Genomic DNA, 17,193 nt, shown 5'->3' with positions numbered 1-17,193 from the left:
TTTATTTATCATAAATAAATATGAGGTTTGTAATGACAAATAATAAGGATAGTTCTAATATAATTTTGCGTTGTTCTTTTTGCAAAAAATACCAAAATGAAATTAATAAACTTATATTAGGAAATAATTCTATATTTATCTGTAATAAATGTATCATATTATATTATAATATTTTACAAAAAAAAAACCAAAATCAATTTAAAAATATTTTTAATAATACAAAAATAAATTTATTCACGCCACATAAAATTTTTAATTATTTAAATGATTATGTTATTAGTCAAACAAAAGCTAAAAAAGTACTTGCGGTATCAGTATATAATCATTATAAAAAATTAAACTTTTATACAAAAAATTGTTCTATAATAGAAAAAAGTAATATTCTTTTATTAGGGCCTTCTGGAAGTGGTAAAACATTATTAGCTGAAACATTAGCACATTTTCTTAACGTACCTTTTGTTATTGCAGATGCTACAACTTTAACAGAAGCTGGTTATGTAGGTGAAGATGTCGAAAATATTATTCAAAAATTATTACAAAATGCTAATTATGATATAGAAAAAACACAACGTGGAATAATATATATCGATGAAATTGATAAAATTGCACGTAAATCAGAAAATGTTTCTATAACTAGAGATGTTTCTGGAGAAGGTGTCCAACAAGCTTTATTAAAAATAATTGAAGGTACAATAGCTTCTATACCTCCACAAGGAGGAAGAAAACATCCTCAACAAGAATTTATTCAAATAAATACTAAAAATATTTTATTTATTTGTGCAGGATCTTTTTATGGTTTAGAAAATATTATTCTAAATAGACTTAATAAACCTGAAAATGGAAGTATAGGTTTCCATATAAAAATGAATAATAATCAAAATAAATTTTCAAATAAATATAATATTTTAAAAAGAGTATTACCTGAAGATTTAATAAAATTTGGATTAATACCTGAATTTATAGGACGATTACCTATCATAACATCGTTAAAAAGATTAGATAAAAAACAATTAGTAAAAATTTTATTAGAAACTAAAAATTCTCTTATTAAACAATATCAAACTTTATTTGAATATGAAAATATTAAATTAGAATTTAATAATGATGCTATAGAAGCAATAGCAAAAAAAGCAATAAAATTAAATATTGGAGCTAGAGGTTTAAGATCTATTTTAGAAAAATCACTATTAAATATAATGTATGATACACCTTCAATAAAAAATATTTATAAAATAAAAATTAATAGTAAAGTAATTAATAAGTTATCTAATCCTATTATTGAATATAAAAAAAATTAATTATTATTATATAATAATTAATTTTTTTAAATATAAACTATATATTTTAAATATTTTATGATACTAAAGAGAGAAATTTATGAATTCTAAGGATTCAGAACATATTACAATTTCAGTCCTACCATTACGTGATGTAGTTGTATATCCTCATATGGTAATTCCTTTATTTATTGGAAGAGAAAAATCTATTCGTTGTTTAGAAGCTGTTATGAATAACGATAAAAAAGTTATGTTAGTAGCACAAAAAGAAGCATCTAATGATAATCCTAATATTAATGATTTATTTAAAGTAGGTACTGTTACATCTATATTACAAATGTTAAAATTACCGGATGGTACTGTAAAAATTTTAGTGGAAGGTTTAAATAGAGCAAAAATAATAACATTATCAGATAATGAAAATTATTTTACTGCTAAAATAAAACATTTATCTTCACCAACTTTAGACATTAAAGAACAAAAAGTTTTAGTAAGAACTGCAATAAATCAATTTGAAAATTATATTAAATTAAATAAAAAAATTCCTCCTGAAGTTTTAAGTTCTTTAAACAACATTGAAGATGCAGCCAAATTAGCTGATACTATTGCAGCTCATATGCCCTTAAAATTACCTAATAAACAATTAATATTAGAAATGTCTAATGTAAACGAAAGATTAGAATATTTAATGGCTATCATGGAATCTGAAATTGATTTATTACAAATAGAAAAAAAAATTCGTGATAGAGTAAAAAAACAAATGGAAAAAAGTCAAAGGGAATATTATTTAAATGAACAAATGAAAGCGATTCAAAAAGAACTAGGAGAAATAGATGATCATCTAGATGAAAATGAAGTTTTTAAAAAAAAAATAGAATTAATAAAAATGCCAAAAGAAGTAAAAGAAAAAATATTTTCTGAATTAAAAAAATTAAAAATGATGTCTCCTATATCGGCAGAAGCGACAGTTGTTAGAGGATATATAGAATGGATAATACAAATTCCATGGAATATAAAAAGTAGATTAAAAAAAAATTTATGTAAAGCAAAAAAAATATTAGATAAAGATCATTATGGATTAGAATCAGTTAAAGAACATATTTTAGAATATTTAGCAGTTCAAAACAGATCTCATAAAATGAGAGGACCAATTTTATGTTTAGTAGGTCCCCCAGGAGTAGGAAAAACTTCATTAGGAAAATCTATAGCTAGAGCTACAGGTAGAAAATTTATTAAAATAGCATTAGGAGGTATTAGAGATGAGGGAGAAATAAGAGGACATCGTCGAACATATATTGGTTCAATGCCAGGGAAAATTATACAAAAAATAGTTAAATCAGGTGTAAAAAATCCGTTATTATTATTAGATGAAATAGATAAAATATCATATGATATGAGAGGAGATCCAGCATCAGCATTATTAGAAGTATTAGATCCAGAACAAAATATTACATTTAATGATCATTATCTTGAAATAGATTATGATTTATCAGCAGTTATGTTTGTAGCAACTTCAAATTCTTCTACACATATACCTCTTCCTTTGTTAGATAGAATGGAAGTTATTAAAATTTCTGGTTATACAGAAGATGAAAAACTAAATATAGCTAAAAAATATTTATTACCGAAACAAATAACCCGTAATGCTTTAAAAGAAAAAGAATTAATTATAGATGATAAAACAATTATTGATATAATTAGATATTATACCAGAGAATCAGGTGTAAGAGGTTTAGAAAGAGAATTATCTACATTGTGTAGAAAAACAGTAAAAACAATTTTAATAGAACATAATATAAAATCTGTTACAATTAATAGTATAAATCTAAAAAATTATTTAGGTGTCCAAAAATTTGATTATGGTAAAGCAGAAAATGAAAATTTAATTGGGCAAGTTACTGGATTAGCTTGGACAGAAGTAGGTGGAGAATTATTAACTATTGAAACTGTATGTATATTCGGTAAAGGAAAGTTAATATATACAGGATCTTTAGGTGAAGTGATGCAAGAATCTATACAAACAGCTTTAACTGTAGTAAAAGCAAGAACAAAAAAATTAAATATTAAAACTGAATTTTATAAAAATATAGATATTCATGTTCATGCTTTAGAAGGAGCTACTCCTAAAGATGGACCTAGTGCTGGAATATCTATATGTACTGCTTTAGTTTCTAGTTTAACTAATAATCCTGTGAAGGCTAATGTTGCTATGACTGGGGAAATTACTTTAAGAGGACAAATATTAGCTATTGGAGGATTAAAAGAAAAATTATTAGCAGCTCATAGAGGGGGAATTAATATTGTTCTTATTCCAGAACAAAATAAAAGAAATTTAGAAGATATACCTAAAAATATTATTACAGATTTAAAAATTTTAACAGTAAAAAATATTGAAGAAGTATTATTACTAGCTTTACAAAATAAACCATTTTAATAATCAAAAATTATTTTATTTAATAAAAAGTATAATTTTATGTTACAAAAAATAATTAATTTAACTAAAACACTTATTAAGTGTCCTTCTATTAGTCCTTTTGATGCAGGATGTCAAGATATTTTAATTACAATACTTAAAAAATTAAAATTTCATATCGATTTAATTAATATTAATAATACAAATAATTTTTGGGCAATTCATAATTTTAGACAAAAGAATATACATAATACTTTAGTTTTTGCAGGCCATACTGATGTTGTTTCTCCTGGAAATATAACAAAATGGAAATTTAATCCTTTTACACCTATTATACATGATAATATTTTATATGGTAGAGGAGTTTGCGACATGAAAGGTTCTTTAGCTGCAATGATTTTTGCGGCTAAAAAATTTATTTTAAATTATCCTCATTATCATGGTTGTTTATCTTTTATTATAACTTCAGACGAAGAAGGTAATGCTAAAAATGGAACTATAAAAATTATTAAAAAATTATTAAAAAATAAAGAAAAAATAGATTTTTGTATTATAGGAGAACCTACAAGTAAAAAAATTATTGGAGATAATATTAAAAATGGTAGAAGAGGATCTTTAAATATCCAATTAGAAATCATAGGTATACAAGGACATGTAGCGTATCATAATTTAGCTAAAAATCCTATTCATATGGTAATACCTTTATTAAAAGAATTAATTTTTAAAAAATGGAGTAAAAAAAATAGTTTATTTCCTGAAACTAGTATGCAAATTACAAAAATTAAATCTAATATAGAAGATAATAATATAATTCCAGGAAATATTATAATTTATATAAATTTTCGTTTTAATAATGAAATAAGTTATAAAAATATTTTAAAAAAATTAAATTATATGCTTAAAAAATATGTTTTAAATTTTAAAATAAAATGGCAATTATCTGGAAAACCTTTTTTAAGTAATCAATATTGTAAAAATAAAAAAAAAAATTTATTAAATATAGTTAAACAAAGTATTTATTCTGTTAATAATTTTAATCCATCATTAATTAATGATGGTGGAACTTCTGATGGACGTTTTATTATAAAAACAGGAGCACAAATTATTGAATTAGGTTTAAATAATTCAACTATTCATAAAATTAATGAACATGTTCATATTAATGATTTATATATTTTATATAAAATATATTATCAAATCATAAAAAATATTTTTTTAACTTAGTAAAATGATTTCTTTTTTTTAAGAAATAAATTTTGTATTTATAATATTAATATTATATTTATTATAAATTAATATTTTTTCTGGTGTTTTTAATCCTTTAAAAACACAATTTTTTAACAAAATATTATCTACAATAGATTTTTTAAATGTATTAATGTTAAATACTTGTAAACAATGTTCTACATTAATATCAGAAATAAAAATATCTTTTACAATAGGTATAAAATCACCTTTATCTCCTTCATCATATAAATAGTTTATATTAAAAAAATAATTTTGAATAAATTTAATATTTATATTTTTAATATAAATATTATTTATTTTACCTCCTCGTTCCGCATTATTTTTAACTTTAAAAAAAGATTGAATAATACCATTAATAGTACATTTTTCTATAAAAATATTTTTTATTCCACCTGAACACTCACTTCCTAATGTAATAGCACCGTGTCCATGGTACATCTTACATTTTTTTATTATAATATTTTTAGAAGGAATATTTATTTTTCTTCCATCATTATTTGTTCCTGATTTTATTGCTATACAATCATCTCCTGTATAAAAAATACTATTTTGAATTAAAACATTATTACAAGATTCAGGATTACATCCATCATTATTAGGTCCTAAACTATTAATTTTAATATTTTGTATAGTAATATTTTCACTTAAAACTGGGTGTATTTCCCACATAGGAGAATTTATAATATGTATATCGGAAATAAAAATATTTCTACATAAATATAATTGTATAAAATTTGGTCTAAGAAAATGATTAATACCAAAAATTCTATTTTTAATAGAAATATTGTTTTTATCCATATTTTTAAGTATTTTTACATCATCATTTTGTAAATGATTACCGTTTATATCATTTTTCCAAGACCACCAATTATAAAAACTAGCTTGTCCATCTAATATACCTTTACCTGTTATAGCAATATTTTTTTGGTTATAAGCATAAATTAATGAAATATAATTAATACATTCTATCCCCTCCCATCTAGTAAATACATTATAGTATTTATTAGGATCAGTATAAAATTTTAATACAGTATCATCTTGTAAATGTAAATTTACATTACTTTTTAAAATAATAGAACTTGTATAAAATTCTCCATTAGGAATAATAACAATTCCTCCTCCATTATTATGACAATCATTAATTGCATTATTTATAGCATATGAAATATCATTTTTTTTATTAAAAAATTTTATATATTCTTTAACAAAATATTTTTTTTTATTAAAAAATGGAATTCTTATTTGATCTAAAATAGAATTTTGTTTTTTAAGATTGTTCATATTTTATTTATATAAATTATATATAATAAAATATATTATAATTATAAATAAAATAATAATATTTGATATTAATCATTTTTTACTAATAAAAAAATTTATATTTATTTAAAAACAAATTTGAATTTAATAAAAATTATTTTATATTGATAATATCTGTTGCTGTTCCTGTATATATTTCAGCGGCTATACCAATAGATTCATAAAAAGTAGGATGTGCATGCATAGTTAATGAAATATCTTCTATATCACACCCCATTTCAATTGCTAGACTTATCTCTCCTAATAATTCTCCTGCATTATATCCTACAATACTTCCTCCTATAATTCTGCTAGAATCTTTTTCTATAATTAATTTAGTTAAACCTTCTTCTGCATTAGAAGATACAGCTCTTCCTAATGCTTTCCAAGAAAAAATAGAATTTTTATAATTTAAATTATTTTTTATTGCATTTTTTTCAGTTATTCCAACCCAAGCTATTTCTGGATTAGTATAAGCGATAGATGGAATTACTTTTGGAACAAAATAATGTTTTTTACCAGAAATTACTTCTGCAGCTAAATGTCCTTCATGTATTCCTTTATGAGCTAACATAGGATATCCAGCAACATCTCCTACTGCATATATATTAGAAATATTAGTTCTCATTTGATTATCTACATTAATAAATCCAGTATTATTAATTAAAATTTTATTAAATTTTTTGTTTATAAAATTAGAATTAGGTTTTCTACCTATTGCAACAAGAATTACATCATATTGTTTTGAATAAATAGATTGATGATTATCACTAGTCATTTGTACTTGTAAATAATCATGTTTATTATCTACTGATAGTATTTCAGTACCTAATATAAAATGAAATTTATTTTTTATATTTTTTTTATAAATATTAATAATATCATCATCTACTTCTGATAAAAAAGTATTCGAAATATCTATTATATCTATTTTAGAACCAAGAGATTGATAAATTGTAGCCATTTCTAAACCAATAATTCCACTTCCTATAATCATCATTTTGTTAGGAATTTGTTTTAAATTTAATGCATCTGTAGAATCCCAAATTCTTTCATCTTTATAAGAAAGACATGGTAACATTATTGGTTGAGATCCAGTTGCTATTATAGCATTATCAAATAAAATTTGTAAATTATTTTTATTGTTAATAACATTTAAACAATTTTCTGTTTCTAAAAAACCCATACCATTAATAATATTAATATTACGTTTTTTTGCTAAAAAATCTAATCCATTAGATAATTTGTTAATTACATCTTGTTTCCAATGTAAAATATTATTTAAATTTATTTTAATATCATTATTAAATATACCTTTTTGGGAAAAAAATTTTTGTTCTTTGATAATTTTAGTTATATTTAATAATGTTTTAGATGGAATACAACCTACATTTAAACAAACACCACCTAAATTTTCATAATTTTCTACTATTATAGTTTTTAATCCTAAATCACTACAACGGAAAGCTGCAGCATATCCTGCTGGGCCTCCACCAATTACAACTACTTCAGTTTTTATTGTATTATTCATATTAATCTCTATCATTATTATACATAATATTTTAAAAAAAATTATACTAATACATTTCTAATATCAGATATTAAATAACAAATATAATTTAAAAAATTAATACCTTCTACTCCATTAATAACACGATGATCATATGATAAAGATAATGGTAACATAAGTTTTGGTAAAAATTTATTTTCTTTCCATATAGGTTTTATATTAGCTCGTGAAATTCCTAAAATTGCTACTTCTGGAGAATTAATTATAGGTGTAAAAAAACTTCCTTTAAATTGTCCAAGATTAGATATGGTAAAACATCCTCCTTGCATATCATCTTGACGAAGTTGATTATTTTTTGCTTTATAAGAAAGATTAAGTATTATCTGAGATAAATTATTTATATTTTTACTTAAAACATCAAAAATTACTGGAACTAATAAACCTTGTTTTGTATTAATAGCTATACCAATATTAAAATATTTTTTTATTATTAAAGTATTATTATCTTGTGATAAAGAAGAATTAAAATTAGGATATTTTTTTAAAGCACATGCACAAATTTTAATTATAAAACTTAATAAGGTTAATTTAATATTTTTTTTTTCTTGATTAAATTCTTGATTTTTTTCAATTCTAAATTTTTCTAAATTAGTTATATCAGTTTCTATATGTTGTGTAACATGAGGAATATTTTTCCAATAATTAGATAAATTTTTACTAGAAATTTTTTGTATGTTATTTAAATTGATCTCTTTACAATCACCAAATTTTTTATAAATAAAAAGAGAATTTTGAATATTATTATTTTTTTTATCTTTAATAAATTTTAAAATATCTTCTTTAAGAATCCTATTTTTTAATCCACTTGGTTTAATTTTTTTTAAATTAATATTAAATTTTCTTATCATTTTCCTTATAATAGGAGAAGCATGTACATATGTCTGTATATTTTTTTTAAAAGATTTTGTTTTAATAAATGTTTTTATTATATCCTGTTTTATTGTTTGTAAAGAAGGATTAATATACATAAATACATCATTTTTATATATATAATCATCAATTTTAACAATAATTTTTTTAATAGTACCTGAATATTTAGATGCTATTTCAAAAATATTTGTATTATTTCCAATAGTAATTAAAGTTTGATTTTCTACAAAAAAATCATTTTTTTTGACTAAAATAGCAAATATTTTCATCTTATTAAGACCGATATCAGGAATAATTAATTTTTTTAATTTTATTTTTTCTTCATTTGATATTTTTTTATTATTTTTACTAATATTATTAATTTGATTATTACACAATTCTAAAATAATATCTCCCTTACGAAGGAGATCACCTATAGATATTAAAATTTTTTTAATTTTACCTCCATGATCAGAAGGTATTTCAATAGAAGTTTTATCACTTTCTACTGTAATAATTGATTGGTTTTTTTTGATAACATCTTCCTCTTTAACTAAAATATCAGTTACTTTCATTTCTTTTATTCCTGTATCAGGAAGTATTATTTTTGTATACATATTCACCTTTTAGGAATTTCTAGGATTGTTTTTATTTATATCAATATTATTTTTTTTAATAAAATTTAAAATTAATTTTAAATTAATCAATTTTAGATCTAATAATATATTTAGTGTAGCTAATACTATATATATTTCATTAATTTCAAAAAAATCACGTAAATTTTTTCTACTATCAGAACGACCAAATCCATCTGTTCCTAATACAAAATAATTATTTGTTGGTACATATTTACGAATTTGTTCTGCAAAAATTTTTATATAATCTGTAGTAGCTATTGTTGGATAATTTTTCATTATACTTGTAATATATGGAATACGACGTTTTTCACAAGGATGTAATAAATTCCAATGATCACAATCTTGCCCTTCTCTAGCAACTTCAGTAAAAGAAGTAACACTAAAAATATCTGAATTAATATTATATTCTTGATATAATATATTAGCAGCTTTAATCATGTTACATAATATTGCACCTGAACCCAATAATTGAACAGTTATTTTATTTTTATTATTATTTATAGAAGTAAGTTTATATATACCTTTACAAATACCATATTCATATGATGGATTCATAGAAGGCATATCATAATTTTCATTCATAGTGGTAATATAATAAAAAATATTTTCCTGTTTTTTCCCATACATTCTTTGTAAACCATTATTAATAATAACAGCTAATTCATAAGAATAAGTAGGATCATATGATATACAATTAGGAATTGTTAAAGAATAAACATGACTATGACCATCTTCATGTTGTAATCCTTCACCATTTAAAGTAGTGCGTCCTGAAGTTGCTCCTATTAAAAAACCTCTTGCTTGTTGATCTCCTGCTGCCCAACAAAAATCTCCAATTCTTTGAAAACCAAACATAGAATAATAAATATAAAATGGTATCATAGGAAAATTATTGGTTGAATAAGAAGTAGCCGCTGCTAACCATGATGCAAAAGCTCCAGATTCATTTATTCCTTCTTGTATTATTTGTCCTTTTATATCTTCTTTATAATATGTAAATAATTATTTAGACAAATAGGAATATATAATTCAAAGGGATTACAATATACACCACAAGATAAATCATTATTTACATATTATAAAGAAGATATAAAAGGACAAATAATGATTTATCTTGTGGTGTATATTGTAATCCCTTTGAATTATATATTCCTATTTGTCTAAATAATCCTTCTATACCAAATGTACGTGCTTCATCAGCTACAATAGGAACTATTCTAGTTTTTATATTCTTATTTTTTAATAAAATATTTAATATTTTTAAAAATACAATTGTTGTAGATATTTTATTTTGTTTTTTTAATAAAAGTTTAAAATCACCTAAATTAGGTAATATTAATTCCTCTGTAAAATTAATTCTTCTATATGGAATATATCCACCTAATTTTTTACGTTGATTATGTAAATAATTATATTCTAATGAATTTTTATTAAAAGTAATATAAGGTAATTTATATAAATCTTCATCATTTATAGGAATATTTAAATTATTACGTATATATTTTATTGTATTAATATCAATTTTTTTAATTTGATGAGCAATATTTTTACTTTCAGCAATTTCTCCTAAACCAAATCCTTTAATTGTATGAAATAATATAACTATAGGTTTATCATGAATAAGATATGCTTTTTTAAAAGCTGTATAAATTTTTTTTGGATCATGTCCTCCATATTTTAATTTTTCTATTTCTTTATCAGTAAAATCCTTAACTAAATTGAGTGTTTCTGGAAATTTTCCAAAAAAATTTTTTCGAATATAAGATCCATTTTTAGAATTAAAATTTTGGAAATCTCCATCAGGAGTATTATTAATTAATTCCATTAATTTACCAGTTTTATCTTTAATTAATAAATTTTCCCAACTATTTCCCCATATAACTTTTATAACCTTCCATCCAGATCCGTGAAATATATTTTCTAATTCATTAATAATTTTACCATTACCATATACGGGACCATCTAATCTTTGTAAGTTACAATTTATAACAAAAATTAAATTATTTAGTTTTTCTCTTGCAGCAATATTTAAAACTCCTTTTGATTCTGGTTCATCCATTTCACCATCTCCTAAAAATGCAAAAATTTTTCTATTTTTAGTTTTATATAATTCTCTATTTTCTAAATATTTAAGAAATTTAGCTTGATAAATTGCAGCTATTGGTCCAAGACCCATAGATACAGTAGGAAATTGCCAAAAATTAGGCATAAGTTTAGGATGTGGATAGGATGATAATCCCTTACCAAACACTTCTTGACGAAAATTATCTAAATGATAAACATTTATTCTTCCTTCTAAAAAAGATCTAGCATATATACCTGGTGAAATATGTCCCTGAAAATAGATAATATCTCCGTGATTTTTATTATTAGAAGCTTTAAAAATATGATTAAAACAAACTTCATAAATATATGAAGAAGATTGATAAGATGAAATATGGCCACCTAAATCTAATTTTTTTTTGGAAGCTCTTAAAACAATCATTATTGCATTCCATCTAATAAAAGATCTAATTTTTCTTTCTAAAATTAGATTTCCAGGATATGGAAATTCTTCTTTCCTAGAAAAAGAATTAATATAATTTTTATTATCATCATTTAAAATGATACCATTCTTATTAAGATGTTTTAAAGTTGTTTTAATTAAAAATTTAGCTCTTTCAATACCTTCTTCTTTTATGACAGAATCTATTGATTGTATCCAATCATTTGTTTCAATTGGATCCACGTCATTATAATATAACAAATACTTATCTGACATGGTGATTATTCCTTATTGTAATGAAAATTAAAAATATTATTAAAATTAACAATTTAAAATTTAAAATGATATTTATTAAAATTTAAATATATATTACTTATTATGAATTTATAAATTTTTAATAACTTTTGTTATTAAATTATTAAAATAAACTTTAAGAAAAAATTTTTTAAAAATTTATCATTGTTGTTATATCACCTTTTTTTTGTAACCATTTACGACGATCTTCTGCTCTTTTTTTAGCTAGTAACATATCCATTATTGAAAATGTTTTATTAATTTCTTTTTCATTATTGTTAATAACTAGTTGTACTAATCTACGACTATTAGGATTAAAAGTTGTTTCTCTAAGTTGGGTTGGATTCATTTCACCTAATCCTTTAAATCTTTGTATATTTATTTTTTGTTTGTTATTTTTATAATTATATTGCTTTAATATTTTTATTTTTTCATTTTCATTTAAAGCATAAAAAATTTTTTTATCTAAATCTATACGATATAAAGGAGGCATAGCTACATAAATATGTCCATTTTTTACCAATGGTAAAAAATGTTTTATAAATAAAGCACATAATAAAGTCGCAATATGTAATCCATCTGAATCTGCATCAGATAAAATACAAATTTTATTATATCTTAATTTTTTTAAATTTTCATTATTAGGATAAATACCTATAGCTAAAGAAATATCATATATTTCTTGTGAAGATAAAATTTCTTCAGAATTTATTTCCCAAGTATTTAAAATTTTTCCTTTTAATGGCATAACAGCTTGAAAATTTTTATTTCGTGCTTGTTTTGCTGATCCTCCTGCTGAATCTCCTTCTACTAAAAAAAGTTCTGTTTGTTTTGTATTATGAAGAATACAATCAGATAATTTTCCTGGTAATATTGAATTTGTATTATAATTTTTTTTTTTAATAATTTTTTTAGAAGCTCTAATACGTTTTTGTGCATTAACTATAAACATATTGATTAAAAGAGCTCCTATTTTAAAATTTTGATTTAACCATAAAATAAAAGCATCTCTTACTATATTAGCTACAAAAACAGTACATTTTCTAGAAGCTAAACGTTCTTTTGTTTGTCCTGTAAATTGAGGATCCTGAATTTTTATAGACAAAACATATGAACATTTATCCCAAATATCTTCTCCTAATAACTTTAGATTTCTAGGTAACATATTATGAAAATTACAAAAATAACGTATTGCATCTAATAAACCTAAACGTAATCCATTAACATGTGTTCCACCAGAAGTAGTAGGAATTAAATTAACATAACTTTCTGTAAGAAAGTTATGATTACTTTCAGAAAGCCAAAATAATGCCCAATGAAGTTCTTTAATATCATTAACATATGTACCTATAAAAGGATTATTTGGAATAGTAATAATATTTTTTATTGAATTAGTTAAATATTCTGATAAACCATTTTTATAATTCCAACAATAATTATCTTTAGTATTTTTATTTTTAAAATACACAGTTAGACCTGAACATAAAACTGCTTTAGCTTTTAATAAATTTATTAAATGAGTAGTTAAAAAATTATGATGTTCAAAAAAACATTGATTTGGCCAAAATCTAATTTTTGTTCCCGTTTTTTGTTGATTTAAATTTTTATAAAATTTAAGATTTTGAATTTTATATCCATTTTCAAAAACAATTGTATAAATTTTTTTTTGTCGGAAAATACTTACTTCCATTCTTTTTGATAAAGCATTAACTACAGAAATACCAACACCATGTAAACCACCAGAAAAATTATAATTTTTATTAGAAAATTTTCCTCCTGCATGTAAACGACATAAAATAAGTTCAATAGCAGGGATTCCTTCCTGAGAATGTATATCAATAGGCATCCCTCTACCATCATCAATAACTTCTAGTGATTGATCTTGATATAAAGTTACGAAAATATTTTTTGCATATCCAGCTAGTGCTTCATCTACACTATTATCTATAATTTCTTGTGCTAAATGATTAGGTCTAGTAAGATCTGTATACATACCTGGACGACGTCTTACAGGATCTAGACCTTCTAAAACTTCTATAGAGTCTGCGTTATATTGATGTAAATGGTTCATTTTTTTATTAATTATATAATAATTTTATATTTTAAATATAAAAAAAATCCATTTTTAGTCAATTGATTTTAATAATTTTTTATTATTTATCTGATATTTTTATATATTATAAAATATCAGATAAATTTTTATGTATTTTTATTTTCTTTATTTAAAGCTATAAAAATAGTAAAAATACATGAAAATAATATTCCTATTAACCATATTAAGTACCACATATTTATATCCATAATTTATTATTAATAATAAAAATCAGATTTTTTTTTAATTTCTTTTTTATTTATATAAAAAAACATTTTTTTATAACACCAAACAGTATATATTAAAATAATAGGCATAAATATAATAACTATATATAACATTATTTTTAATGTTAGTGTACTTGATGTAGAATTCCAAATAGTTAAACTTTGTATAGATCTTATACTTGAAGGAATAATAAAAGGAAACATTGCAATTCCTACAGTTATAACTGTACTAATAATATTCAATGTCGAAAAAATAAAGGTAGCTATTATTTTTTTATATATAGATGATATTATCATTAAAAATGAAAAAATTATACTTAGCAAAGGTATCAAACATAAGTATGTATTTTTTCTAAAATTATTAACCCATGCATATTTTTCATGAGTAATATCATTACTCTTTATAAGAAAATTATTTACATTATTATTATATAATAATGAATTAATTTTATAACCTTTTGTATAAATTATTGTACTAATAAAAGATAATATAAAAAAAATTATTAATAATATAGAAAATAATTTTAAAATGATATTTAATTTATAATTTATACTATTTTCTTTAATTCTTATTTGTAAATAAGAAGCAGCATGATTAGTAATCATTATAATTATAGTTATACTAATTAATATACTTGATAAATTAAATAAACTTAAAAAATATCCTTTAAAAAAAATATGATAATATTTATCCATATAAAATGGAATACCTTTAAATATATTACCTAATATTATACCAAAAATAAAAGGAGGTATAATACTTCCAGTAAATATAAATATATCACACATCTTTTGCCATATTTTATTTTTAATTTTTGAACGATATTCGAATCCTATAGGACGTAAAAATAAAGATATTAATAATAATATTATTGGAATATAAAAACAAGAAAATATTGTTGCATAAACAATAGGCCATGCTGCAAATAAAGCAGCAGCAGTTGTAATTAACCATACTTGATTACCATCCCAATGAGGAGCAATAGTATTTATCATAATTCTACGCTCAATATTATCTTTTCCAATAAGAAATAATAATATACCTACTCCCATATCTAATCCATTAGTAATTATAGAACCTGTCATTAATACACTAATTATTAATGACCAAATTATACATAAAATTTTATGGTTTAACATTTAAATAACCTAATTGATATTTTTATGTAAAATATTTTTTTGTGTTTTTTTCTCAAAAAAATATTTACCAGTACCTAAAATACTAGGACCTATATTAGATATTTTATATATTAAAAATAATTCTATTGTTAATAGAATAGTATAAAAAATAAAAATTGTAATTATTGAAAATAATATTTCTATTAATTGCAATGAAGATCCAGCCATATATGTTGGTAATATTTCTTTTATAGCCCATGGTTGTCTACCATATTCAGCAACAAACCATCCAGATTCAGATGCAATCCATGGTAATGGGATTGAATATAAACATGTTTTTAATAAATATTTTTTTTTTTCAATATTATTTTTTAAAATACTAAAAATAAAAACTAATATTAATATTATTAATAATAATATACTGGATAATACCATAATTCTAAAAGAAAAAAATAGAGGACTTACTAATGGTATAGATTTTTGAGCTACTTTTTTAATTTGAATATCATTTATATTATTAATATTTTTATAATATTGTTTTACTAAAAATCCATATCCTAAATATTTTTTATTTTTATTAAAAATTTTTATATTATCTAATCGTAGATTTCCATTTTTAATTTTTTCAAGAGCAATTAAAGCTTTTAAACCATTCTTAATTTTTAATTCATTTTCTTTTATTAAATCTTTTATACCTAAAACAGGTAAATAAGAAGATCTTGTAGCTATTATTCCTAATAAATAAGGGATTTTTATAGAATATTTATTTAATTGTTTTTTTTGATTAGGAAAACTTATTAAGTTAAATGATGCTGGTGGAGTATGTGTATCCCATTCAGCTTCAATAGTAGCTAACTTCATTTTTTGTGTATTACCTAATTGATATCCTGATTCATCTCCTAAAATTATTACAGATAAAATAGAAATTAAACCAAAACAAGAAGCAATAATAATAGATTTTTTTGCAAATTTAATATCTCTTTTTTTTAAAAGATAATAAGAACTAATTCCAATAATAAACATTGATCCTGTTGTATATCCAGCTGTTATAGTATGTACAAATTTAATTTGTGCTGTAGAATTAAAAATTAGATTCCAAAAATTATTTATTTCCATACGCATATTATGATAATTAAAAAAAGATGCAATTGGATTTTGCATCCATCCATTAGCGATTAAAATCCAGAGAGCAGAAAGATTAGATCCTATAGCCACACACCATGTAACAAATAAATGTTGTATTTTATTTAAACGATTCCATCCTAAAAAAAATAAACCTACAAATGTAGATTCTAAAAAAAATGCAACTAAACCTTCTATAGCTAATGGAGCTCCAAAAATATCACCAACATAATGTGAATAATATGCCCAGTTTGTTCCAAATTGAAATTCCATTGTTAAACCAGTTACAATTCCTAATACAAAATTAATACCAAATAATTTACCCCAAAACTTGGTCATATCTCTATATATTTTTTTTTTAGATAAAATATATATTGTTTCCATGATAGCTATTAAAAAAGATAATCCTAATGTTAATGGCACAAATAGAAAATGATACATTGCTGTTAATGCAAATTGTAACCTTGATAGTTCATTAATATTTAACATTATTAATCCCTACTAAATTTTCATATTATTAATTATTTATTTTTATTATTTTAAATATTAATATAAATTTT

General features: G+C 21.7%; 12 protein-coding genes and 1 pseudogene. 4 read left to right on the top strand and 9 right to left on the bottom strand.

Going from position 1 to position 17,193, the window contains the following annotated elements; translation table 11 throughout:
* Positions 1-32 precede the first annotated feature (32 nt).
* The 3 genes from clpX to dapE all read left to right on the top strand — a co-directional run bounded on the left by clpX (position 33) and on the right by dapE (position 4,914).
* The gene (gene clpX, locus GJT99_RS01050; RefSeq protein WP_168893872.1) at positions 33-1,298 is read left to right on the top strand and encodes an ATP-dependent Clp protease ATP-binding subunit ClpX; all 1,266 of its coding nucleotides are present in this window, start codon (positions 33-35) and stop codon (positions 1,296-1,298) included.
* 79 nt (positions 1,299-1,377) lie between these two features.
* On the top strand, positions 1,378-3,711 hold the full coding sequence (gene lon / locus GJT99_RS01045; RefSeq protein WP_168893871.1) for an endopeptidase La: 2,334 nt from the start codon (positions 1,378-1,380) through the stop codon (positions 3,709-3,711).
* Between the two features lie 39 nt (positions 3,712-3,750).
* Positions 3,751-4,914 (top strand): succinyl-diaminopimelate desuccinylase, encoded by a 1,164-nt coding sequence (dapE, locus tag GJT99_RS01040; protein WP_168893870.1) that lies wholly within the window; start codon positions 3,751-3,753, stop codon positions 4,912-4,914.
* A gap of 18 nt (positions 4,915-4,932) precedes the next feature.
* Here the strand turns inward: dapE and GJT99_RS01035 are convergent, their stop codons facing one another.
* From GJT99_RS01035 to GJT99_RS02270, 4 genes are all read right to left on the bottom strand, one after another.
* Positions 4,933-6,219 (bottom strand): glycoside hydrolase family 28 protein, encoded by a 1,287-nt coding sequence (locus GJT99_RS01035; RefSeq protein WP_168893869.1) that lies wholly within the window; start codon positions 6,217-6,219, stop codon positions 4,933-4,935.
* A 133-nt stretch (positions 6,220-6,352) separates the two neighbouring features.
* Entirely contained in the window at positions 6,353-7,768 is a 1,416-nt protein-coding gene (lpdA, locus tag GJT99_RS01030) for a dihydrolipoyl dehydrogenase (RefSeq protein WP_168893868.1), read from the bottom strand.
* Positions 7,769-7,809: 41 nt separating this feature from the next.
* The gene (locus GJT99_RS01025) at positions 7,810-9,273 is read right to left on the bottom strand and encodes a 2-oxo acid dehydrogenase subunit E2 (RefSeq protein WP_168893867.1); all 1,464 of its coding nucleotides are present in this window, start codon (positions 9,271-9,273) and stop codon (positions 7,810-7,812) included.
* A gap of 9 nt (positions 9,274-9,282) precedes the next feature.
* Positions 9,283-10,245: a transketolase-like TK C-terminal-containing protein gene (locus GJT99_RS02270; protein WP_425482533.1), complete on the bottom strand. Its 963-nt coding sequence runs from the start codon at positions 10,243-10,245 to the stop codon at positions 9,283-9,285.
* Positions 10,246-10,308: 63 nt separating this feature from the next.
* Between GJT99_RS02270 and GJT99_RS02275 the strand changes: the two are divergent.
* Positions 10,309-10,353 (top strand): annotated as a pseudogene (locus tag GJT99_RS02275) (hypothetical protein); the annotation flags it as partial.
* A 10-nt stretch (positions 10,354-10,363) separates the two neighbouring features.
* Here the strand turns inward: GJT99_RS02275 and GJT99_RS02265 are convergent.
* The 5 genes from GJT99_RS02265 to GJT99_RS00995 all read right to left on the bottom strand — a co-directional run bounded on the left by GJT99_RS02265 (position 10,364) and on the right by GJT99_RS00995 (position 17,122).
* The gene (locus GJT99_RS02265; protein WP_168893866.1) at positions 10,364-12,055 is read right to left on the bottom strand and encodes a hypothetical protein; all 1,692 of its coding nucleotides are present in this window, start codon (positions 12,053-12,055) and stop codon (positions 10,364-10,366) included.
* Positions 12,056-12,224: 169 nt separating this feature from the next.
* Positions 12,225-14,144 carry a DNA topoisomerase IV subunit B gene (gene parE, locus GJT99_RS01010; protein WP_168893865.1) on the bottom strand — a complete coding sequence of 640 codons (1,920 nt, stop codon included), beginning with the start codon at positions 14,142-14,144 and terminating at the stop codon, positions 12,225-12,227.
* A 128-nt stretch (positions 14,145-14,272) separates the two neighbouring features.
* Positions 14,273-14,374: a cytochrome bd oxidase small subunit, CydX/CbdX family gene (locus GJT99_RS01005; RefSeq protein WP_211080578.1), complete on the bottom strand. Its 102-nt coding sequence runs from the start codon at positions 14,372-14,374 to the stop codon at positions 14,273-14,275.
* Positions 14,375-14,383: 9 nt separating this feature from the next.
* Positions 14,384-15,532 (bottom strand): cytochrome d ubiquinol oxidase subunit II, encoded by a 1,149-nt coding sequence (cydB, locus tag GJT99_RS01000; RefSeq protein ID WP_168893864.1) that lies wholly within the window; start codon positions 15,530-15,532, stop codon positions 14,384-14,386.
* Between the two features lie 9 nt (positions 15,533-15,541).
* Positions 15,542-17,122, bottom strand: coding sequence for a cytochrome ubiquinol oxidase subunit I (locus tag GJT99_RS00995; protein WP_168893863.1), 1,581 nt, complete (start codon positions 17,120-17,122; stop codon positions 15,542-15,544).
* Between the last annotated feature and the right edge of the window lie 71 nt (positions 17,123-17,193).

Source organism: Enterobacteriaceae endosymbiont of Donacia cincticornis (assembly GCF_012568845.1).
Taxonomy (GTDB): Bacteria; Pseudomonadota; Gammaproteobacteria; order Enterobacterales; family Enterobacteriaceae.
The sequence above is the reverse complement of the archived record's forward strand: the minus strand, read 5'-3'. Positions and strand labels throughout refer to the sequence as shown.

What these genes read in the sequence shown, in the direction of transcription:
- GJT99_RS02265 (WP_168893866.1), bottom strand. Translation starts at nt 12,055, where the DNA reads ATGTCAGATAAGTATTTGTTATATTATAATGACGTGGATCCAATTGAA.
- GJT99_RS01035 (WP_168893869.1), bottom strand. Translation starts at nt 6,219, where the DNA reads ATGAACAATCTTAAAAAACAAAATTCTATTTTAGATCAAATAAGAATT.
- GJT99_RS01025 (WP_168893867.1), bottom strand. Translation starts at nt 9,273, where the DNA reads ATGTATACAAAAATAATACTTCCTGATACAGGAATAAAAGAAATGAAA.
- cydB (WP_168893864.1), bottom strand. Translation starts at nt 15,532, where the DNA reads ATGTTAAACCATAAAATTTTATGTATAATTTGGTCATTAATAATTAGT.
- GJT99_RS00995 (WP_168893863.1), bottom strand. Translation starts at nt 17,122, where the DNA reads ATGTTAAATATTAATGAACTATCAAGGTTACAATTTGCATTAACAGCA.
- clpX (WP_168893872.1), top strand. Translation starts at nt 33, where the DNA reads ATGACAAATAATAAGGATAGTTCTAATATAATTTTGCGTTGTTCTTTT.
- GJT99_RS01005 (WP_211080578.1), bottom strand. Translation starts at nt 14,374, where the DNA reads ATGGATATAAATATGTGGTACTTAATATGGTTAATAGGAATATTATTT.
- dapE (WP_168893870.1), top strand. Translation starts at nt 3,751, where the DNA reads ATGTTACAAAAAATAATTAATTTAACTAAAACACTTATTAAGTGTCCT.
- parE (WP_168893865.1), bottom strand. Translation starts at nt 14,144, where the DNA reads ATGAACCATTTACATCAATATAACGCAGACTCTATAGAAGTTTTAGAA.
- lpdA (WP_168893868.1), bottom strand. Translation starts at nt 7,768, where the DNA reads ATGAATAATACAATAAAAACTGAAGTAGTTGTAATTGGTGGAGGCCCA.
- lon (WP_168893871.1), top strand. Translation starts at nt 1,378, where the DNA reads ATGAATTCTAAGGATTCAGAACATATTACAATTTCAGTCCTACCATTA.